15 protein-coding genes are annotated in these 20,178 nt (G+C 59.8%); 5 read left to right on the plus strand and 10 right to left on the minus strand.

Features of this window, described 5'->3' with window-relative positions:
- Nucleotides 1-11: 11 nt before the first annotated feature.
- From gdhA to FH975_RS01640, 5 genes are all read right to left on the minus strand, one after another.
- Entirely contained in the window at nucleotides 12-1,412 is a 1,401-nt protein-coding gene (gene gdhA, locus FH975_RS01620; RefSeq protein ID WP_162319732.1) for an NADP-specific glutamate dehydrogenase, read from the minus strand.
- Between the two features lie 63 nt (nucleotides 1,413-1,475).
- Entirely contained in the window at nucleotides 1,476-3,398 is a 1,923-nt protein-coding gene (locus FH975_RS01625) for a glycoside hydrolase family 13 protein (RefSeq protein ID WP_162319733.1), read from the minus strand.
- Nucleotides 3,395-4,366: a sugar ABC transporter permease gene (locus FH975_RS01630; RefSeq protein WP_162319734.1), complete on the minus strand. Its 972-nt coding sequence runs from the start codon at nucleotides 4,364-4,366 to the stop codon at nucleotides 3,395-3,397. The genes FH975_RS01625 and FH975_RS01630 overlap by 4 nt, the downstream gene beginning before the upstream one ends.
- Before the next feature lies 1 nt (nucleotide 4,367).
- Nucleotides 4,368-6,014 carry an ABC transporter permease subunit gene (locus FH975_RS01635; RefSeq protein WP_162319735.1) on the minus strand — a complete coding sequence of 549 codons (1,647 nt, stop codon included), beginning with the start codon at nucleotides 6,012-6,014 and terminating at the stop codon, nucleotides 4,368-4,370.
- Between the two features lie 3 nt (nucleotides 6,015-6,017).
- Nucleotides 6,018-7,301 (minus strand): sugar ABC transporter substrate-binding protein, encoded by a 1,284-nt coding sequence (locus FH975_RS01640; RefSeq protein WP_162319736.1) that lies wholly within the window; start codon nucleotides 7,299-7,301, stop codon nucleotides 6,018-6,020.
- A 201-nt stretch (nucleotides 7,302-7,502) separates the two neighbouring features.
- Between FH975_RS01640 and FH975_RS01645 the strand changes: the two genes are divergently transcribed.
- Entirely contained in the window at nucleotides 7,503-9,191 is a 1,689-nt protein-coding gene (locus FH975_RS01645; protein WP_162319737.1) for a glycoside hydrolase family 13 protein, read from the plus strand.
- Nucleotides 9,192-9,205: 14 nt separating this feature from the next.
- Nucleotides 9,206-10,231 (plus strand): LacI family DNA-binding transcriptional regulator, encoded by a 1,026-nt coding sequence (locus FH975_RS01650; protein WP_162319738.1) that lies wholly within the window; start codon nucleotides 9,206-9,208, stop codon nucleotides 10,229-10,231.
- Here FH975_RS01650 and FH975_RS01655 read toward each other — a convergent pair.
- Nucleotides 10,228-11,475 carry an MFS transporter gene (locus tag FH975_RS01655; RefSeq protein WP_328821729.1) on the minus strand — a complete coding sequence of 416 codons (1,248 nt, stop codon included), beginning with the start codon at nucleotides 11,473-11,475 and terminating at the stop codon, nucleotides 10,228-10,230. The two genes, FH975_RS01650 and FH975_RS01655, sit on opposite strands and share 4 nt — an antisense overlap.
- 185 nt (nucleotides 11,476-11,660) lie before the next feature.
- Here FH975_RS01655 and FH975_RS01660 point away from each other — a divergent pair, with 185 nt between their 5' ends.
- The 3 genes from FH975_RS01660 to FH975_RS01670 are packed head-to-tail and all read left to right on the plus strand — an operon-like array spanning nucleotide 11,661 to nucleotide 16,546.
- Nucleotides 11,661-14,639, plus strand: coding sequence for a DEAD/DEAH box helicase (locus tag FH975_RS01660; protein WP_162319740.1), 2,979 nt, complete (start codon nucleotides 11,661-11,663; stop codon nucleotides 14,637-14,639).
- Nucleotides 14,620-15,795, plus strand: coding sequence for a hypothetical protein (locus tag FH975_RS01665; RefSeq protein WP_162319741.1), 1,176 nt, complete (start codon nucleotides 14,620-14,622; stop codon nucleotides 15,793-15,795). Before FH975_RS01660 ends, FH975_RS01665 begins: the two co-directional genes overlap by 20 nt.
- Nucleotides 15,796-15,805: 10 nt before the next feature.
- Complete coding sequence (locus FH975_RS01670; protein ID WP_162319742.1) at nucleotides 15,806-16,546, plus strand: polyprenol monophosphomannose synthase; 741 nt, start codon at nucleotides 15,806-15,808, stop codon at nucleotides 16,544-16,546.
- A gap of 10 nt (nucleotides 16,547-16,556) precedes the next feature.
- Here the strand turns inward: FH975_RS01670 and FH975_RS01675 are convergent, their stop codons facing one another.
- The 4 genes from FH975_RS01675 to FH975_RS01690 form a co-directional block, all read right to left on the minus strand.
- Nucleotides 16,557-16,898, minus strand: a complete 342-nt coding sequence (locus FH975_RS01675; RefSeq protein ID WP_162319743.1) for an RNA polymerase-binding protein RbpA — start codon at nucleotides 16,896-16,898, stop codon at nucleotides 16,557-16,559.
- A 65-nt stretch (nucleotides 16,899-16,963) separates the two neighbouring features.
- Complete coding sequence (locus FH975_RS01680) at nucleotides 16,964-18,241, minus strand: SPFH domain-containing protein (RefSeq protein ID WP_162319744.1); 1,278 nt, start codon at nucleotides 18,239-18,241, stop codon at nucleotides 16,964-16,966.
- Between the two features lie 36 nt (nucleotides 18,242-18,277).
- The gene (locus FH975_RS01685; RefSeq protein WP_162319745.1) at nucleotides 18,278-18,763 is read right to left on the minus strand and encodes an NfeD family protein; all 486 of its coding nucleotides are present in this window, start codon (nucleotides 18,761-18,763) and stop codon (nucleotides 18,278-18,280) included.
- A 378-nt stretch (nucleotides 18,764-19,141) separates the two neighbouring features.
- On the minus strand, nucleotides 19,142-20,178 hold a 1,037-nt coding region (locus FH975_RS01690; RefSeq protein WP_235928264.1), incomplete at its 5' end, for a SpoIIE family protein phosphatase.

Below are 20,178 nucleotides of genomic sequence, written 5' to 3' on the forward strand. Positions count from 1 at the left end.
CTCGGGATGGCTCAGATGACGCCCTGGGCAAGCATGGCGTCAGCGACCTGAATGAAACCGGCAATGTTGGCACCTGCTACATAGTCACCCGGGGCACCATACTCAGCGGCGGTCTCTGCGCAGCGGGTATGGATGTTCTCCATGATGTTCGACAGCCTCTGCTCGGTGTACTCACTGGACCAGGTGTCGCGACTGGCGTTCTGCTGCATCTCCAAAGCGGATGTCGCAACACCGCCGGCATTGGCAGCCTTACCGGGGCCGAATAGGACGCCGGCTGCTTGCAGCGCGTCGATAGCCCGCGGCGTGGTGGGCATGTTGGCACCCTCAGCCACAGCCTTTACTCCTCCGGAGATCAGTGTGGCGGCGTCGTTCTCATCGAGTTCGTTCTGTGTGGCGCACGGTAGCGCTACATCGACTGAGATTCTCTCTGCTATGGACCAGGCGTTCTTCCCCTCCAGGTACTCTGCGTGAGGGCGTTGATGCACGTATTCACTGATCCGGCCGCGGCGTTCCAGCTTGATGTGCTGAAGCAGAGCCAAGTCGATGCCATCTGCGTCGTAGATGCTGCCGCCGGAATCCGATGCCCCGAGCACGGTGCCGCCGAGTTCATGGACCTTTTCGATGGCGTAGATTGCCACGTTTCCAGAACCGGAGACGAGAACATTTCTGCCGTCGAATCCCCGGCCATCAACCCTGAGCATGTGTTCTGTGAAGAAGACAGTCCCGTACCCTGTCGCCTCTGTCCGGAGCCGCGAACCACCCCAGGTGACGCCCTTGCCCGTGATGACACCGGCTTCGTACCGGTTAGCGATGCGCTTGTACTGACCAAACAGGTAGCCAATCTCGCGCCGGCCTACGCCGATGTCCCCGGCGGGGACATCAAGCCGATCTCCTAGGTGCCGGTAAGCCTCAGTCATGAATGACTGGCAGAAACGCATGATCTCAGCGTCACTTCGTCCCTTAGGGTCGAAGTCGCTGCCGCCCTTGCCTCCGCCGATGGGCAGACCAGTCAGCGCGTTTTTGAACACCTGTTCGAAACCCAGGAACTTGACCGTGCCCAACAAGACGTCCGGATGGAAGCGTAACCCACCCTTATAAGGTCCCAACGCGGAGTTGTACTGCACACGGAAGCCTCGATTGATGCGAACAGTACCGTTGTCCTCAGTCCACGGGACCCTGAAAATGATCTGGCGTTCGGGTTCGCAGAGACGTTCCAGGATGGACGCTTCCACATACTCGGGATGTCTGGTGAGCAGCTGCGGCAGAGAGTCAAAGACTTCCCGGACGGCCTGATGAAACTCACGTTCTCCCGGGTTGCGGCTGGTGACCTGCTTAAAAACTTCTTCGATCCGCTGCCGACTGGGACTCACTGCTGCCCTCTCTGGTGGACGTTTCCACGATGCGAAAGCCATGCTATCGGTTCGAGCGGTCGAGGCCCGGCATATGACGGTGAGCAGCTCACCGAGACTGTTTAGTTATCGAGCAGGCACCATGACTCCGGGAACACTCCATAGACCACAACTTGGGCCAGTGGCATGGATCCATACTCCATCGGCGGTGGAGGTGAGCTCCGCTGTGCCCCATAGACGGTCTGGAGTTGCCGCAGCTGAGAACACATCATGGGGCAGCAAGACTGAGTGCTGATGCTGACTATTAGGACCGGATGCGAAGACCAGCACAGATTCGTCAGCCGTCTCCCGCAGGAAGGCGAGGCTGTGGTGGTCAGTGTGCAGCCAGCGCATGCCACCGCATCTCAGCGCATCGTGCTCCCGGCGGAGCGCAATGAGGTCACGGTAGAGACCGATGCGTTCCTCCACCTCAGGTTCGTTCAGCCGGGCCCACGGCAGGGGAGTGCGGCTGAGCTCGCCGTCTGCACCAGTCAGTCCGAATTCATCCCCAGCGAAGAGCGTAGGCAGTCCTGGAAGAGTCATCTGCAGAGCGACCGCCACGGGAACCGTCCCAGGGGCGGCATTCTGTGCGAATCGAGCAGTGTCATGGGTATCCAGGGGATGCATGTTCCCCAACCGCACACGCCAGGGGATCGGTGCGTTGAAGCGATCGACAGCGGTGGAGAACTCCCGGGCCGTACCGGCGGGAATCCCGCCAACCGGCTGACCGAAGAACCAGGGAACAGTTTCCTCAGTACCCGCTGCGGTGCGGTAGGAAGAGAGTCCCGGGGCGGACAGCCAGCTCCACAGGGGCCGGGTGAAGGATGGATAGGTCATGGCCCCGTGCCATGCATCTCCTGTGAGATCTCCAGTGGCGTCATTGGTGGACTCCGCCAGCAGGATCGAGTCCGGCTTTGTCTCACACATTGTGCGTTGAAGAATTGTTCTGACCTCTGTGTTGAGATCGACGTCGCGGAGACGGCCAGTCATATTCGCCACATCGATACGCCAACCATCAAGGTTGAACGGCGGTTTCAGCCACTTCGCGACCACAGAGTCGGGCCCCTCGATGAAGACCTCGCGGAGTTGCTGTGACGCCCAGTTGAACTTGGGGAGGGTGGGGGCGCCCAGCCACGATTCGTACTCAGGTACTGAGCTCTCATCAGAGAAGTAGTAGAAGCTGCGCTCCGAAGAGTCAGGATCCCTAAGTGCTCGTTGAAACCACTCGTGGCAGTCTCCGGAGTGGTTTGTTGTCAGATCTCCGATAACCTTCATGCCCATGCGATGAGCGGTTTCGACCAGCCGGATCAGAGCGTCTTCACCACCCAGGTGAGGATCCACGGTGGTGAAGCTGGTGGCGTCGTAACGGTGGTTGGAGGCGCCGGGAAAGAACGGAGTCAGGTAGATGATCCCGATGCCAAGGGCCTGAAGGTGAACGAGCCGGTCGGTGATACCGTCGAGGTCCCCTCCGAAGAACTGACGTACCCGTGCCGGCATGACAGGATCCACTGGGTCATCCCACTGTGCAGGCTGAGCCCAATCCGGCGGTGTTCGTTGACGGCCTGCCGAGGACTGGGAGTATCGGTCGGGAAAGATCTGATACATCACCGAATCGGTGAGCCAGTCCGGAGGTGACGTCTGCGTCACGAGGCTGAAGTCAGAGGCATCGAGCACCTCTCCGGTGTGCACACCAGACTGGTTGACCCACACGATCTTTGGTGATGCCCTCGTGGCGTCGTCGTCGTGCATCAGCATCCACCGGTAGCCGTGGCGCGGGTTCGCCACGGTGATTTCGGCCTCCCACCAGTCCCAGCCTTGGGCAGAGCCGAGCCTCCAGGCTGTGTCCCAGTGCGGTTCATGATCCGGGTTTGAACGGACCGTCACGTGGCGCAAACTCGGATAGCTCTCGGGCACGCGGAGTCGGACGGCTACCTTCTCGCCGAGTTCTGGGGTCTGGGTGGAGACGTGAAGCGCTGAACCATCGTGGTGGGGGAGAGGAGCGTGTGTCATTTCACACTTCCTGCAGTGAGACCGGAGACGATGTAGCGCTGCAGTAGGAGGAAGAGCGCTACCGGGATGAGAGCGGCCAGGACTGCCCCGGCGGCAAAGACCGACCAGTTCTGGGAGGTCTCCTGGGAGATGAATTGGAAGAGACCCACAGCCAAAGTCTGGCGCTCTGGGTCACGCAGGAGTACTGAGGCGATGACGAATTCGCTGAGTGTGGCGACAAGTGACAGCAGAGCGACCACCGCCAATATTGGGGAGACCAGGGGAAGGATGATCGTGAAGAAGATCCTCGCGTGTCCGGCACCGTCGATATGTGCTGCCTCGTCGATCGATGTCGGCACAGTGTTGAAGAAGCCGTACATCAGGTAGGTGTTCACCCCAAGAGCACCGCCCAGATAGACCATGATCAGACCGATCTGGCTGTTGAGCCCAATGGCGGGGAAGACTTCACTGATGCCCATCATCAGCAAGAAGATCGCGACCATGGCCAGCAGTTGCGGAAACATCTGGACCAACACCAGGGTAATGAGACCCACACGGCGTCCGGTGAACCGCATCCGAGAGAACGCGTAAGCTGCCAACGCGCCTAGCAGAACGGAGCCGGCTGAAGCAGTCAGTCCGATGACGAGTGTATTGAGAAACCATGCCGCATAGGGTTGCTGAGGACGGTTGAAGAGTTCCACATAACTGCCCAGGCTGATGCTGCTGAACAGGCTGTTGGCCGAGATGAGGGTGCCGCCTGGATTGAGCGAAGCAGACAGGACGTACACCAAAGGGAACACGGAAAAGACCACGACGGCCGCGCCCACGAGGTGCCGCCATCCAGTTTCTCTCCACCACTTTTTGAAAGGACGCCGAGGGAGCCTAGTGTCCTCGGTGCGGCCGAACCGCCACCATTGCAGAGGGTCAGAGCCCACTTTCTGGCGTGCGGGAGTTATTGGGGCTGCCGAGCCAGGAGCCGTTACGGCCATATCAGTTCAGCTCCTCTAGTGCTTTAGTCTTGCGGAACGCAAGTACGGAGATCGTGCCGACGATGATGAAAATCAAGATCGAGAACGCACTGGCGAGTCCGTAGTCTGCTTGCGCCCCGACGAATGCCACCTTGTAGACCATGGAGATCAGAATGTCGGTGGATCCGACGCTCACTCCGGCAGAGACATCGCGAGGACCGCCGCCGGTGAGCATGTAGACCAGATTGAAGTTATTGAAATTGAAGGCGAAGGAGCTGATCAGCAGCGGAGCTAGTGCGGTGAGAAGCAGTGGGAGTTTGATGCTCTTGAAGGCCTGGAATGCTTTAGCTCCGTCCACCTGGGCCGCTTCGGTCAGTTCTTCAGGAATGGATTGAAGCGCGCCGGTGCAGACCAAGAACATGTAGGGGAAGCCAAGCCAGAGGTTGACGATAAGAATGCTGACTTTGGCCAGCCAAGGGTCAGTCAGCCAGGGAATCGAGGCGCCTCCGAAGAGAACATTGTTCAGGAAACCGAACTCCTGGTTCATCATGCCGGCCCAGACCAATGCAGATAAGAACCCTGGAAATGCGTAGGGCAGTATCATCACTAGCCGGTAGTACTTCCGGGACTTCATCTGCTTGTCGTTGAACACCATTGCCAAGAACAGTCCAAGTGCGAACGTCGTTGCTACCGAGAGGAAAGCGAAGGCGAAGGTCCAGAGGGTGACGTAGATGAGGGGACCGCGAATGGACTCCTCGGTGACGGCTCGGACAAAGTTGTCCATCCCCACATTGATCTGCCAACCCGGCAGAAGTTGTTCTCCGTCATCTGCGATGAACGCCCCGTCACCGGTATCTCGGTAGACCGCACCGGTCTCCGTGCTGGTCATAGTGTCGGCGGCGTCGTCGTAAATGTACCGGGATGTGTACACGTAGGCTCTCTGCCCGTCCTGGGTGCGGAGGTATCCGTCATTGGGATCCTCGCTCACAGCAACCGAGAGGTCTGTGATATCAGTTTGGCGCTCCAGCAGGTCACCAAACTCCAAGACCTCGTAACCGTCGACCGCTACGACGCGACCTTCCTCGACTTCGGCTTCAGTACTCTGCTCCAATGGCTGGTCCGCGCTTCCGATGAGAACTTCGTCCTCACTGGAGACGATCGCGAAGAAGAGATCATCCGAGGCCAGGAGATCTCCGGACTCCTCCAGGACAGAGACGGCGTAGGTGGGGGAGTCTGGGACCCGGTCCTGGGACTGAAGCATGATGGCCTGGATCGCGTGGTCCTTAGTGGAGTTATGGCCAGTGCCGTAGTTAGTGAAGGCCACGTAGCCCGAATAGAGCACCACGAAAATCTGAAAGATCAGCAGGAAAACGAGTCCCGGTGCCAGATATTTGGCAGGGAGGACGCCGCGTTTGAGGTAGATCCATGTCAATGCGGCGGCCCCCACCAGGACTAACGAACCCACCAGCCAACGGTCGTTCATGAACAACACAAGTGCGGCATAGACCGCCGTGGCACAAAGCAAGCCAAGGACGATGATCTTGAACAACATCATCTTCCACCCAACGGTGGTGGCATCGACGAACGCCGAAGCCTGCTTCTGCCGTCGAGTCAGCTTCTGTGAAGTGGTGATCCGTCCTGACTCGCCGGTGGTGGTTTCGTCAACCATGAATTACTCCGTGGCCTCAGCGATGTCTTCAGCCATCTGATCCCACAGTCCAGCCGGATCACCTTCGCCGTTAATGATCGCTGCCTGACTCGCGCCCCAGTAGTCCCACACAGCACCCATCTCAGGAATGGCAGGCATGGGCACGGCTTCCGCTCCCACTTCTCCAAAGCCGGCAACGATGTCATCGTCGGCCATCGCCGCCTCGAAGGCCTCAGTCAGCGCAGGTGCACGGCCGCCGACTTCGTACAGGGACTGCTGGACCTCAGGGGAGCCGACATAGTCGACCAAGAAGGTGGTTGCGGCCAATGTGTTCTCACTCTGAGCGGAGAGGAAGAATCCCTGGACGCCAGCAAAAGGTTGTGCCTCTTCGTCACCAGCAGGGGGGATGGCATCGACTTCAACGTTGATGCCGGCCTCTTCAGCCGCCGGTACGTTCCACGGTCCGGTGAGCAGGAACGGTGATTCCCCGTCGATGAAGTTCTCGCGGGCCAGGTCACCATCAATGTTGGTGTTCAGCACGCCTGCCTCACCTTGCTCAGAAAGCCATTCGGCGAACGCTGTACCTCCCTCATTGCCGATCATCAGTTCCTCGGCGTTGTAGGATCCGTCCTCATTCTGTCCAAACACTGGCGCCCCGAAGGACATCTGGAAGGGATACAGATGGTATGGGTCGGCGGTCTGCGCATCGAGCCCGACAAGGAACGGGTATGAGGCATCTGCCTCCTCGCCCAATTCGATCATTTCATCGAAGGAGCCGGGAGCCTGGTCCACCAGATCTGCGTTGCGAAGCAGCGCAATGTTCTCAATGGAAATTGGTACCCCATACACCTGCCCCTCATATGTCCAAGCTTCGACCGCTACGTCTTCGAAGTCCTCGGCGGCATCACCGAGCTCAACGGGTGCCACAACACCATTGGTGACCAGGACCCCCAACCAGTCGTGAGCTCCGACTGCGATGTCCGGGCCTTCTCCGGTGGGGACTTGGGAGACAAACTGATCACGCACCTCTTCAAAGTCCTGCTGCACCAAGGTGACGGCGATACCGGTATCGTCTTCGAAATCGCTTGCTGCGTCAGCTAGGTCGTCGGCACGCTCAGCGTCGACCCATACCGTCAACTCCCCGGTGGCGTCTTCAGCGGTGTTGTCATCGGTGTTGTCACTGGCGGTGTCGGTGTCCGCTGCGGCGTCACCTTCGTCGGTGCCGTTACCGCCGCAGGATGTCAGCACCAAAGCGGAGATGCCGAGCACTGACGTAAACCGAAAAAGATCTGGTGCGTGTGTCCTCATGGTGTGCCTCTCTGGATGGAGTCTTAAGGCTTGATCAGGGAGATTCAAACTGCAAGCGCTTCCAGTATGCCGTCATAATGTGACGCACGCAACTCACGCCAAGCGGCGGCATTAGTGAAATATCTCGAGTAAATACATGAACTAACCCTTCAGGCGCGGCCATGAGTGGAGTATGGAATCGCTTCCATATAGGGTGGAGTCATGACCTCACAGCATGACGTGTATCACTTCAGGGATGCATCGGACGGCAGCGAATGGTGGCGCAGCGCTGTCATCTATCAGATTTATCCCCGTTCGTTCGCTGATGCCAGCGGTGACGGTGTGGGTGACCTGCGCGGGATCGCGTCCCGCCTTCCGGAGCTCCAAGATCTCGGAGTCGATGCCATCTGGCTGAGTCCATTCATGACTTCTCCGCAGAAAGATGCCGGATACGACGTCGCCGACTACTGTGACGTCGATCCGATCTTCGGTACCCTGGCTGACTTCGATGCGCTTCTGGCTCAAGCCCATGCGCGAAGCATCCGCGTGATCGTTGATCTAGTGCCGAATCACTCCTCCGACCAGCACCTGTGGTTCCGACAAGCGCTTGAGTCGGCCCCGGGTAGTCCCGAGCGAAACCGGTACATCTTCCGCGACGGCACCGGAGAGAACGGCGAGCACCCACCAAATAATTGGGAGTCCATTTTCGGAGGGCGGGCTTGGACACGGATTCGAGAAAAGGACGGCTCTCCGGGTCAGTGGTATCTGCATCTGTTCGACTCGAGCCAGCCCGACTTCGACTGGTCCAACGAAGAGGTCAAAGCGGAATTCCGCAGGATCCTGCGCTTCTGGCTCGACAGGGGAGTTGACGGCTTCCGGGTCGACGTCGCGCACGGCCTCGTCAAGGACCAGGACTTCCCGGACTACACACCTAATCCTGACTCGGCTTCTATGGGTGGAGAGGAGACGCCAGCGCCGTATTTCGAGCAGGTTGGGGTCCACGAGATCTACCGCGACTGGAGGCTTGTCCTGGAGGAGTATGACGGTGATCGCGCTCTGTGCGGTGAGGCGTGGGTCTCGTCAGTGGACAAGATGGCGCTGTGGGTCCGTCCTGATGAGATGCACCAGACCTTCAACTTCGAGTATTTGCTTGCTCCATGGGAGGCCTCGGAATTGAGGTCCATCATTCATCGGTCCCTTGCCGCATTCTCAGCCGTGGGCGCCCCCGGCACCTGGGTGTTGTCGAATCACGATGTGATCCGGCACGCCACCAGGCTCTCTTTAGTGGAGGAGAGCCCCCAGGGAAGCGGAATCGGACCGGACTTCCCAGACGTCCCTTCACATAGCGAATTTCTCCCTCGGGCCCACGCGGCGACAGCACTGATGCTGGCACTTCCCGGTTCCGCATACTTGTATCAGGGAGAGGAACTGGGTCTTGACGAGGTACACGACATGCCACCCGAGGTGCGACAAGACCCCACCTGGTTCCGGACGAAGGGCCATAGGTACGGCCGTGACGGATGCCGCGTCCCCATTCCATGGGAGGCCGGGGAGCCTGCCTTCGGCTTCAACGCCACGGGTCGATCATGGCTTCCCCAGCCGGAGCGCTGGCGATCTCTTGCCCGTGATGTTCAGCAGGGCGATGAAAGGTCCACCCTAAGCCTGTACAGGCGGCTCCTCAGGCTCCGGAAACAGTTCGGGATGGGACAGGGAACATTGGAATGGGCCGCGGGTTATCCTGAGGGCGTGGTGGCGTTCCGCAACGGGGACATCCTCGTGATCGCTAATATCAGCGCCTCACCCGTCACGATTCCAGCAGACGCCCGGGTGCTGGCTGCAAGCATGCCGTTGTCCGGTCACCAGCTCGAAGCTGACACCGCAGTATGGTTGGAGCTCCAAGGCGATATCTGAAGGGGAGTAGCGACGTGGTCAGTCTGGATGAAGTCGCCCACGCGGCAGGAGTCTCGGCGGCCACCGCCTCGCGTGCTCTGAGCGGTCGTGGGCATGTCTCTGCGGCCGCCCGGCAGCGGGTAACTGAAGCGGCTGAGCGGCTCGGGTACGTCGTGTCCTCGGCAGCTTCCACGCTGGCATCAGGGAGAAGCAGAAGCATCGGGGTGATGATCCCAGACCTCCACCGATGGTTCTTCAACTCGGTGCTTAGCGGCATTTCAGACACCCTGACCCGGTCCGGGTATGACCTGACGCTCTATAACGTCACCCGAGATGTCCAACTGCGCAGGGAGATTTTCCGTGCATTCCTTCACCGACGCCGTGTCGACGGAGTGATCGTCGTTGCTCTGGAACTTGATGACTGGGAGACTAAGCAGCTCCAGGAACTCGGCCTCCCTGTGATCGTGTTGGGCGGCCCGCTTCACGAGCTGCCGAGTATGGCCATTGACGATCAGGCTGTCACTCAGCTTGCTGCGGACCATCTGCTCGCATTGGGGCATCGCAAGATTGGCTATATCGGTGGAGATCAGGCGTTCGATGCGGACTACCACGTACCAAGCCGACGTCGCCAAGGATTCATCTCAGCGCTGCACCGCTACGGCATCGAAGCCGATGAGTCACTTGTGCAGTCTGCGGACTTTACGATCGAGGGTGGCTACGCCGCTGCCAAGCAGCTCTACGGTGCCCCAGGAAATCACATGACGGGAATTGTCGCCGCCTCCGATGAAATGGCCATCGGTGCACTCTTGGCCGCTAGGGATCTGGGCGTCTCCGTCCCACAGCAGATGTCAGTTATCGGTATTGACGGCCACGAGTTGGGTCACTTGTTTCAGCTCACGACGGTGGATCAGCAGCCAGTCAGTCAGGGACACACTGCCGCGGAGCATATGCTCAGAAGGGTCGAAAGCGATGACAAGGTGACGATCGATCTCCCGTACTCTCTGGTGGTGCGGGGAAGTACCGCCGTCCCGGCTCATGATGCGCCGAATCCCTGTGTCTAGTCGATGAGGCCGGCTCGACGGCGGGTGGCCCTATTGGCGTGGTCGGAGTAGCGCGGGAGCCAACGCTGCATCCCTATGGCGGCCAAGGGGCCAACGGCTGACGCTGCCCACACGCCTGCGGCCAATGAACCTGCAGCAGCGCCGGCTGCCAAGATCAAGGGGCCCGACCCCAGGCCGATATCGGTCAGAAGCCGCCACGCTCCGAGGAACTGCGGGCGTGCCTCTGGCGGCGAGATGTCAGAAGAGATAGTCATCATAATGCCCGACCCCAAACCATTGGCGAAGCCCAGCAGCATCGAGACCAGGGCCAATTCGGCTGCTGTGGAGGTCAGGGGAAACAGCGCCATCGCGACCCCCAACATCGTCATGGCTGGGACTCCCACCCAGAGGCGGCCCAACTTATCCATCACCCTGCCCGCAGGGTAGAACAGCAACATGTCGATGCCCCCGGCAAGCCCGAACAGGAGCGAGATCGTGGTGGGGTCGAGCTCGATGTGTTGCCCCCACAGTGGGATTACCTGTTGTCGGGCGCCCCGAATTGCTCCGACCATCATGCCCACAGACCCCAAGGTGACAAGCATTTGCCGGTGATCGCTGAGCACTCTCCAGAACCGGGGTGTGGTGATCTTCTCGGCGACTACGACAGTGGGGGAGTGCTCGGTGCCGCGCTTGGGCGGGCGTGCAAGCCAGACTGTGACGGTAGCCGCCAGGGCGGTGGCCACCGCTAAGAAAAACACTGCACCCATATCGAAGAAATGGATCACTCCAGCACCAAGGAACGGACCGATGAACTGCCCAATACGGTGGACTCCGCCGAGAGTCGACAGCACCGTCGCGCGATTCTGCGCCGGCGTCACGTCGGTGAGATACGAATGCCGTGCCAGATGAAAGACGGCATTGGAGGCGCCAACCAACAACACAGCAGCAGCCAGGGTCAGGACCGAGGGTGCGAACGCGGCGAGAAGAAACCCGAGGGCGGCCACACACCCAGCTGCAAGCATGGCTGGTCGGTCACCAATTTTGGCTGCCAGCTGTCCTGCGGGTAGATCAGCGAGGATCTGCCCCACCGGCAGCATCGCGGCCACCACCCCAGCAGTTGCGAGCGTGGCGCCACGTTCGACGCTATAGGGAGCGATGATGGGCAAGAGTGCGCCAATTCCGGTGCTGAAGATAAACGCAGGAATGAGCGCGCCCAACACCACCTCCCTGAAGGGGAGGGTAGGACCGGCGGAGATACTCTTCACGTTCACCCACACTACTTCCTCGGCGCATCGGTAGTTGCTTCGCGCAACAGACATGGTGGGCGGATTATCGCCCCGTGTCAGCTAGGAATGAATATCCAGGTATCGATCTCCACGTCCCGTTAGGCTGTCATGAGAGAGTCGGCACCCCGGCTCGGACAATGCCGAAGGAGGGAACCGAGCGAGCCATGAGTTCACCGGCCCAGCGCTACGCAGAATCCAGACGCCGCGCAGCCGAGGCCAAGACGGAGCTCGGTGTTTTCAAGGCGCAGCAGACCTTTGAGCTGGATGAGTTCCAGCTGCAGGCCTGCCGTCATCTTGAGTCAGGCAAGGCCGTGTTGGTGGCGGCACCCACCGGGGCGGGTAAGACCGTTGTTGGGGAGTTCGCGGTTCATCTGTCATTGACTCAGAATAAGAAGACGTTCTACACCACCCCCATCAAAGCCCTGAGCAATCAGAAATTCCACGAGTTGCGTCAGATCCATGGCAGTGACCGGGTGGGACTGCTCACCGGAGACACCTCCATCAACTCTGAGGCAGATGTGGTGGTCATGACCACCGAGGTCCTGCGCAATATGCTGTACCAGGAATCCACGACCCTGGATGATCTGGGATTCGTAGTGATGGATGAAGTGCACTATTTAGCCGACCGCTTCCGCGGAGCGGTCTGGGAAGAAGTGATCATCCACCTCCCGGAGTCGGTCCAGGTAGCGGCTCTGTCGGCCACCGTTTCCAACGCTGAAGAGTTCGGTGCGTGGCTGGACACTGTCCGCGGTGAGACTGCCGTGGTCGTCTCCGAGCACCGGCCGGTTCCCCTTTCGCAGCACATGATGGTCGACTACCACCTCTATGACTTGTTTGTTTTGGACCAGGGCACCGGTGGCACCGATCCAGACATTGGGCCGGCCCAGGGCGCGAAAGGGAAATCCGCGCAGACCCAGCTGGTCAACCCCGAACTTCAAAGGTTGGCTCACATTTCCCAGGCGCCCGCTTCGCGCCGTTCAGGAGGGCATCGTGGAAGGGGGAGGGGGCGGCGTGATCGGCGCCGCGAGTTCGGCCGCTCGAGCCAGAACACCGGGGGCGAGGTGTCTCGGCTGTCAGGCTCTCCGCAGGGGGCACCCCGTCTCAGCCGTCCACGGATGATCCGAGCGCTTGACCGTGAAGGGCTGCTGCCCTGCATTACCTTCATTTTTTCCCGAGCCGGTTGTGAGGCCGCGGTTGAGCAGTGTCTGCATCATGGGATCCAACTGACCTCTGCGCACGAGGCCAAGCAGATTGCGTCCCGGGTTGAAGAGATGGGGTGGGAACTACCGGCCGAAGATCTCTCCGTCCTCGGTTTCGACAGCTTCCGCGAGGCCCTCATCAACGGTGTAGCCTCCCATCATGCCGGTATGCTGCCCCCCTTTAAAGAGCTGGTGGAGAACCTCTACGCCGAGGGGCTCCTGAAGGCGGTGTTCGCCACTGAAACGTTGGCCTTGGGCATCAACATGCCTGCGCGCACGGTGGTGCTGGAGAAGCTGGACAAATTCAATGGGGAAAGCCACCAGGACATCACACCTGGTGAATACACTCAGCTCACCGGTAGGGCCGGCCGGCGGGGCATCGACGTTGAGGGACACGCGGTTGTCATCTGGCAACCCGGAATGGATCCCCGCCAAGTGGCGGGTCTGGCATCGAAGCGGACCTACCCGCTGAATTCCAGTTTCAGCCCCAGCTACAACATGGCGGTTAACCTCACCGCCCAGTTCGGTCGTCGACGAGCACGCACAATTTTGGAGTCTTCCTTCGCGCAGTTCCAGGCCGACCGCGGGGTTGTCGGAATGGCTCGCGACGTCGCGAAACGCGAGTCATCGCTAGCTGGCTATGAGGAATCCATGGCCTGTCACCTCGGATCGTTTCTAGAATATTCGGAGCTGCGCCGCCGGCTCAGCGAGCAGCAGAAGGATCAGGCCAAGGCCCGCACTCGCCAACGCAAACGAGAAATCGTTCGGGTTCTGAGTGCCCTGGAGCCTGGCGACGTGATCGAGATCGGCGGGCGTCGTCGTCTTGGAACCTGCCTCGTGGTGCATTCCGCTCCAGAACACGATCCTCGACCGGGTGTGATCACTGAGGACGGGAAATTGCGCAACGTCACGGTCGAGGACTTTGCTCAGCCACCGGAGGTGGTGACCAGCATTCGCCTACCCCGCAAGCCTCAGGTCAAAGTACCTAAGATTCGGCGGGACCTTGCTTCGGCTATGCGCAGCGCATTGCGGGACCGAACACCACCACGGAAGAACGCTCCTCAGCCTGGATTTGGTTTTGTCGGAGATGAGGATGCCGACTTAGGAATAGGTGTGGAGGAACTGCAGGCACAACTGCGACGGCACCCCTGCCACTCCTGCCCGGAACGCGAAGACCATGCACGCTGGGCTGATCGTTGGTGGACTCTACGCCGTGAGACTGACCAGTTGAAGACCAAGATCGACCGGCGGACCGGAACTATTGCCAAGACCTTCGACCGAGTGTGTGGTGTCCTCTTCGAGCTCGGGCACCTGCAACCAGCCCAGGAGGAGCGGATCCCCACTGCAGATCCACTTCCGGATGAGTTCCAGGCGGAGGAGTTCTTGGTTACCGAGCGCGGACAACGATTGCGCAGAATCTACGGAGAGCGCGACCTCTTCACTGAGCTCTTGATGGATAGGGGAGTGCTGGGCCAACTCAGCGCCGAAGAGCTTGCGTCCTTCTCTACGCTGTTGGTCTATCAGGCCAAGCGGGACGATGAGGGGGCCATGCCCCAACTGCCCACGAAGAAGCTCTCCCAGGCTGTCCGCGCTGGGCTTGAAGTTCATGCTGAACTTGAGGCTCTCGAGAAGCGGCATCATGTGGAGCCCACCGCGGGACCTGAGCTCGGACTAGCAGGTCCTATGTACCATTGGGCCACCGGTGCAAGCCTGCGAACGGCCTTGGCGGAGTCCCCCCTCGCTGCTGGAGACTTCGTACGCTGGACCAAGCAGTGCATTGACGTGCTGGACCAGCTTTCTGCGGTGCCGACCGCCACTGCGAAATTCGCCAACCGCTGCCGAGACGCCGTGGATCTCATTGCCAGGGGAGTGGTCTCCTACTCCTCAGTCACCTACCAGCCCCAAGAGGAAGATTTTGACGACGATGTCTTCGACGGTTTCTGATCTCGCCCCCCACGCTCCGAAGCTGCTGCACAACGGCACTATCCACTCCACCGCGGAACCCTATGCGGAGGCCATGATCGTCGAAGACGGTCAGGTGGCCTGGCTGGGTTCTGATGAGACCGCTGAGCGGATGCGTAACGAGCGTCTGGAAGTTCAAGACCTGAACCGCGGCCTTGTGGCTCCCGGGTTCGTCGGTATGGTGGGTCTGGAGTTGGGCCAGCTCAGTGCTGGTGCAGTCGCGGAGGTCCTGGACGTGGCGGCACACGAGCTCGGATACTCCGGAGTGCGCTTGCGAGTCGATCTGGCAAGCGATGACATCAATGCGGAGAATGCAGCTGCTACCGCCCAGCGACTGACAGAGACACTGAGCGCGGCCGCCGGGCATCCTGTGGAGGTATGGCCCACCGTTCACCTCCATGATGTGGAGGCCGATGGTGGTGCGCCGTCGATTGCGCCGGTCAACCATCTGTTGGACATGCTGGAGTCTCTTGATGCATTGGGCCGGGAGACGGCCGTGCAATTCACCATCGGGGAGATCCTGCCAAACCTCCTGGGAGTGCGTTCCTGGTGCGCGGAAGCCGGACGGCAACTCCTCCTGGAGTGCTCAGCGACCGAAGCAAGCGTCGTCGTTGACGCCATCACCACTTCTCAGAAACACCTTCGTGAGCTGAAGCAGAGCCCCTCGCCCATCACCCCCACGGTCTTAGTTGGGTTTGACACTGCCGAGCGCGGCCATTGGGAGCAACTACTCAACACTGGTGTGCATGTTCTCCTGACCACACCGGGTCACCTGGCCACGGCACTCAGCGTGGGAGTGCCGACCGCCGCGGCGCCACCGGAGGGCGAGAACCCATGGCAGCTGGTTGCTGCCCATGTTCACCACAGCTCTGATCCGGTTTCGGTGAGGGCCGGATTTAACGCGCAGACCAGGGGAGCGTTCCGCTCGCTCCCGGACTCGCGGCCCATGGCGGGTCAACTGAACCCCGGCACTGAGGCCACCTATGCGGTGTGGGAGGTCGAGCAGTTGTCCGTCCAGACACCTCATTCGACAGTCTCCGCATGGAGCACCGATCAGCGGGCGCGCACTCCGCTACTGCCGTATCTGGACGGGGAAACGCTTCCTCAGCTGGTCAGCACTGTGATTCAGGGACGGTAAATTGGAACCTATGAAGTCCTTAACCGTCATCCCCACCTATAACGAGATCGATTCGCTTCCCACTATTATTGACCGGTTGCGGGCTGCAGTACCGGAGACGGACGTGCTGATTGTGGACGACAACAGTCCCGACGGCACTGGCGAGCTGGCCGATCAAATGAGTGCAGGCGATGAGCAGATCCACGTCTTGCACAGAGTGAAGAAGGACGGACTCGGTGGAGCGTATATCGCGGGCTTCAAGTGGGGCCTAGACCGGGACTACGAGACGTTCATCGAGCTCGACGCTGATGGCTCGCATCAACCTGAACAACTCCCTGATCTGCTTGCCGTCCTCGATGAGGCGGATTTGGTCATAGGATCGCGGTGGGTGCCTGGGGGATCCGTGGTCAACTGGCCTCTGCACCGGGAGCTGATCTCTCGCGCAGGAAGCCTGTACTCGCGGACCCTCCTGGGGTTGCGGGTTCGGGATATTACAGCTGGTTTCCGCGTATTCCGCCGCAGCGCCCTAGAGGAGATCGACCTGAACTCCATTGAGTCCGTTGGTTATGGTTTTCAAGTTGATATGACGTTCCGAGTGGCTCGACTGGGGAAGACCATCAAGGAAGTTCCTATAACGTTTGTGGAGCGGACGGTGGGGGAGTCCAAGATGAGCGGGAATATCGTGGTTGAAGCGGTCCTCAATGTCACAAAGTGGGGACTCTCGGCACGCGCAAAGGCCCTGGCTGCGAGAGCCAGGGCCTTTAGACGATGATGACGGCGTGCTAGACCTTCTCGCCGCGCTTACTACGGAGAATCTTTAGCCGATCTTTGAGGATGTCTTCAAGCTCCTCTTCGCTGCGCCGTTCAAGAAGCATGTCCCAGTGAGTGCGAACTGGCTTATCTGGTTCGGCGGCGGGCGCTTCGCCCTCAGCGAGGACTCCGACCTTGCCCGCTGAGGATGACCAGGTTGCCGGGATGTCAGCATCTGCGGCGAAGGTGACGGTAATCTTCTCGCCATCTTCGCAGACGTAATCCACGTTCTGTCTTGGGGCCGGCTCGACGCCGGACTCAGTCTCCATAGACTGTGCGCCCAGGCGCATGCCGCGCAGGCTGCGATCGCTCATCGCTGCTCCTTTATCACTTAATCGGACAGGTATTATCGTTTCGCAGAGTCAACGACTCAGCGCGCTCAGTTATTCCGGTCCTGCTCGGAGGTCTCATCGTCGAGCTCATCTGCTGAGGCATCGAGGTCGAAATCAGGCGTGGTTTCTGGGGGAGCGGTTTCTGCCACACGCCGAAGGGCTGCACTGCTGTCTTCTTCTAGACCAGGCACCTTGGAGCCGCGTGCCGCAGTCGCGTTGCCGTGTTCAGCTTTCCGAGCCTCCTCTTCCAACTCCTTAGAGCTCAAGTAGCTCGCGTGATCGTCTGTCACGGACGTCGAACGGGCTGACTCGGCCAAATCTGCGATGGCTGAAGAGATGCCCGGTTTGCCGGTGCCGCCGCGGGCTTCGTCAGCGCGGCGTTTCCGCAGCCGCTCGGCCCGAGACTCCAGTGCCTTTTCCCGCTCTTCGAAGGAGAGGTTACCGCTTTCGTCCTTGCCGCCGAACGCTCCTGAGAGTGATTTCAGGGCCTCTCCAAACTCGCCCGGGATGACGAACATGGTGTTGGACTCAGACTTCGCCATTTCGGGAAGTGTCTGAAGGTACTGGTAGGAGAGCAGCTCCGGGCTGGGCTCGGAGGCATGTACGGCGTTGAACACAGTCTCAATTGCCTGCGCCTCAGCGTTGGCTGAGAGGATGCGTGACTGGGCATCGCCCTCAGCCTGGAGGATGGCTGCCTGACGTTCGCCTTCGGCGTTGAGGATTGAAGACTGCTTATTGCCCTCGGCGGTGAGGATCGCTGCACGACGGCTTCTTTCGGCGCGCATCTGCTGTTCCATGGAGTCCTGGATGCTGTGCGGAGGATCAATGGCCTTTAGCTCCACTCGGGCGACCCGAATACCCCACCGTCCAGTTACCTTGTCCAGCTCACCGCGCAGCATAGAGTTGATCTGGTCACGGGAGGTGAGTGCCTCTTCGAGGTTCATGCCGCCAACGACGTTGCGCAATGTGGTGGTAGTCAACTGTTCGACGGCCACGATGTAGTTCTGAATCTCGTAAGTCGCGGCTTTAGGGTCAGTGATCTGGAAGTACACCACAGTGTCGATGGAGACTACGAGGTTGTCTTCAGTGATGACCGGCTGGGGTGGGAAGGAGACCACCTGTTCACGCATGTCCAGCATGGGCAAGAGTCGGTCAATGAAGGGGACAAGTAGGGTCAGACCCGGACCCTGAGTGCGCTGGTACTTTCCGAGGCGTTCGATAATGCCGGCGCGGGCTTGGGGGACGATGCGTACGCTTTGGGCGAGCACCACCACCACGAAGGCCACAAGCGCCAGGAGTACGACGATCACGACTATTTCAGGCATGTCGGCTATCCGTCCTGTTGAGTTGCGGTATACATATTAGGCTTCACGTGTTTGTGGATCGTTCCACTCAATACTAGGGGCCGGCCTGAGATAGACGGTGGCGCCGTCCACCGATTCCACCACCGCCGTGGTCCCAGGCTCAATCTGGAAGTTCCCGGCCGCTCGCGCGGTCCAGGTGTCTCCATCGACTTCGGCCAGACCCGCTGTTTCAGTCACAGCTTCGATGGCTTGGGCTTCCATGCCTTCCATCCGGTCAATATTGGTGAGCTGGTCTGCTGAGCCCTTTTTCAGGTGCTTGAGAGCAATGGGCCGCACCGCGCCCAGCATGAGGAGGGCGGTCACGGAGCCGACGACAACCTGCATCCAGGCTGCACCTCCGGCCAGCGATACTGTCATGGCGGCTAGAGCGCCGACAGCAAGCATGAGGAACATCAGATCCAGCAGGAAGGACTCCACGACTGCCAGCACAAATGTCAGAGCAAGCCAGGCGGCCCAGAGGTTTTCACCGAACCACTCGATCATTCCAAAACCTCCTGATTCTGTGACGCGAATCTCTCTAAGGACCCTGTGACCTGCGTCTGCATTACCTGATAACTCTATCGAGCGCTCCTGGGAACGTCGAGGTCACTGCGGCGGCGGTCACACTGTCTGCTGCTCTTCACACTACGCGCAAATGCTGCGAGCCCAGCATTACGGGACGAAAAGTGTCACGCCACGATGCGCCGAAGCTGGGTGTCTCTGTGCGATGGCTGCTCTGAGCTGCTTGAGAAGCCCATGACCGGAACTCCTCTAGTCCGATAATCTACATTATGTCAGGTTGTGTCTCTTGCTTGGCTAGTAAGGGCTACCCCGTCCCAGACACGAGGGCTACGACTAGTTGTCGGCATATGGACTGCCCGATTAGAGCTGTCTTCTTACGGTCACTACAGACACATCATCGGAGGCCTTTCGGCGTTCTGCGAATGCCAGCGCCTCCGCGACAGACCCATCGACGCCGTGCTCGGCCAATATTCTGCTGACTTCCTGGAAGGGATCGTCTGGATCCAGCAGATCCAAAACACCGTCACTGCAGCATAAGAGCGCGTCTCCAGGATTCAGTTGCGCACTGTTGACCCCGTAGGGCTCCCCCAGACCCATCGCCAGCGGCAGGCCCGTCGAGTGCAGATGTTCCCACGATCCGTCGGCGCGGTAGATGAAGCTCAGACTGTGTCCGCCGTCAACGTATTGAATGTGTCCGCTAGTGACATCTATGTCTGCGCAGAAAATTGTGGCGAACATGTTGAGGTCCCCGATGTCCTCCTGAAGCAGCGCATCAATGTCAGTCACAGTTTCCAGGAGCGTCCGAGTCGGCACAGTGCGCATTGAGGAGCGCACCGCAGAGGCGATGATCCCCGCTCCAGTCCCTTTGCCCATGACGTCTGCCAAGGTGATACGAAGACGACCGTCGCGCAGAATGACAACGTGAAAGTCACCTGAGACGCCGTCGGCCGGCCTCGATCCTGCCCTGACAGTAAATCTTGATGGTTGAGGCAAGTCGCGCGGATGAAGTGCGCGCTGGATAACAGCTGCGTGATCAATTTCTTGCTGTTGCGCCAACTCAGTCTGTACCCACCGGGCGAGGTCCCGAAGCAGTTGGCGATCCTGCTCGTCGAGCCGCCGAGGCTTAGTATCCATAAGGCACAGTGCTCCGACGCGTTCACCGCCGGGTGCCTCTAGCGGGTGCCCCGCGTAGAAGCGGAGATTGGGTGCGCCAGTGACGTAGCGACTATCGGCGAAGGGCGCATAGAGTTCCAAGTCTTCAATCACCAGGCTGTCCGGCTCTTGAATCGTGGTGTCACAGAAGGTCTCTTGGCGAGGTACGTCCTCGGCTTCAAAACCCATCGCAGATTTGCTCCACTGACGTTCTCGGTCTATCAGATTCACGCTGGCCATAGGGA

The organism is Nesterenkonia haasae, assembly GCF_010119385.1.
In the GTDB taxonomy this organism is placed as follows: domain Bacteria; phylum Actinomycetota; class Actinomycetes; order Actinomycetales; family Micrococcaceae; genus Nesterenkonia; species Nesterenkonia haasae.

Excerpts from the sequence above, each read along its gene's own strand:
- FH975_RS01660 (WP_162319740.1), top strand. The coding sequence starts at position 11,661 with ATGAGTTCACCGGCCCAGCGCTACGCAGAATCCAGACGCCGCGCAGCC.
- FH975_RS01625 (WP_162319733.1), bottom strand. The coding sequence starts at position 3,398 with ATGACACACGCTCCTCTCCCCCACCACGATGGTTCAGCGCTTCACGTC.
- FH975_RS01665 (WP_162319741.1), top strand. The coding sequence starts at position 14,620 with ATGTCTTCGACGGTTTCTGATCTCGCCCCCCACGCTCCGAAGCTGCTG.
- FH975_RS01645 (WP_162319737.1), top strand. The coding sequence starts at position 7,503 with ATGACCTCACAGCATGACGTGTATCACTTCAGGGATGCATCGGACGGC.
- FH975_RS01635 (WP_162319735.1), bottom strand. The coding sequence starts at position 6,014 with ATGGTTGACGAAACCACCACCGGCGAGTCAGGACGGATCACCACTTCA.
- FH975_RS01685 (WP_162319745.1), bottom strand. The coding sequence starts at position 18,763 with ATGATCGAGTGGTTCGGTGAAAACCTCTGGGCCGCCTGGCTTGCTCTG.
- FH975_RS01640 (WP_162319736.1), bottom strand. The coding sequence starts at position 7,301 with ATGAGGACACACGCACCAGATCTTTTTCGGTTTACGTCAGTGCTCGGC.
- gdhA (WP_162319732.1), bottom strand. The coding sequence starts at position 1,412 with ATGGCTTTCGCATCGTGGAAACGTCCACCAGAGAGGGCAGCAGTGAGT.
- FH975_RS01630 (WP_162319734.1), bottom strand. The coding sequence starts at position 4,366 with ATGGCCGTAACGGCTCCTGGCTCGGCAGCCCCAATAACTCCCGCACGC.
- FH975_RS01670 (WP_162319742.1), top strand. The coding sequence starts at position 15,806 with ATGAAGTCCTTAACCGTCATCCCCACCTATAACGAGATCGATTCGCTT.
- FH975_RS01680 (WP_162319744.1), bottom strand. The coding sequence starts at position 18,241 with ATGCCTGAAATAGTCGTGATCGTCGTACTCCTGGCGCTTGTGGCCTTC.
- FH975_RS01675 (WP_162319743.1), bottom strand. The coding sequence starts at position 16,898 with ATGAGCGATCGCAGCCTGCGCGGCATGCGCCTGGGCGCACAGTCTATG.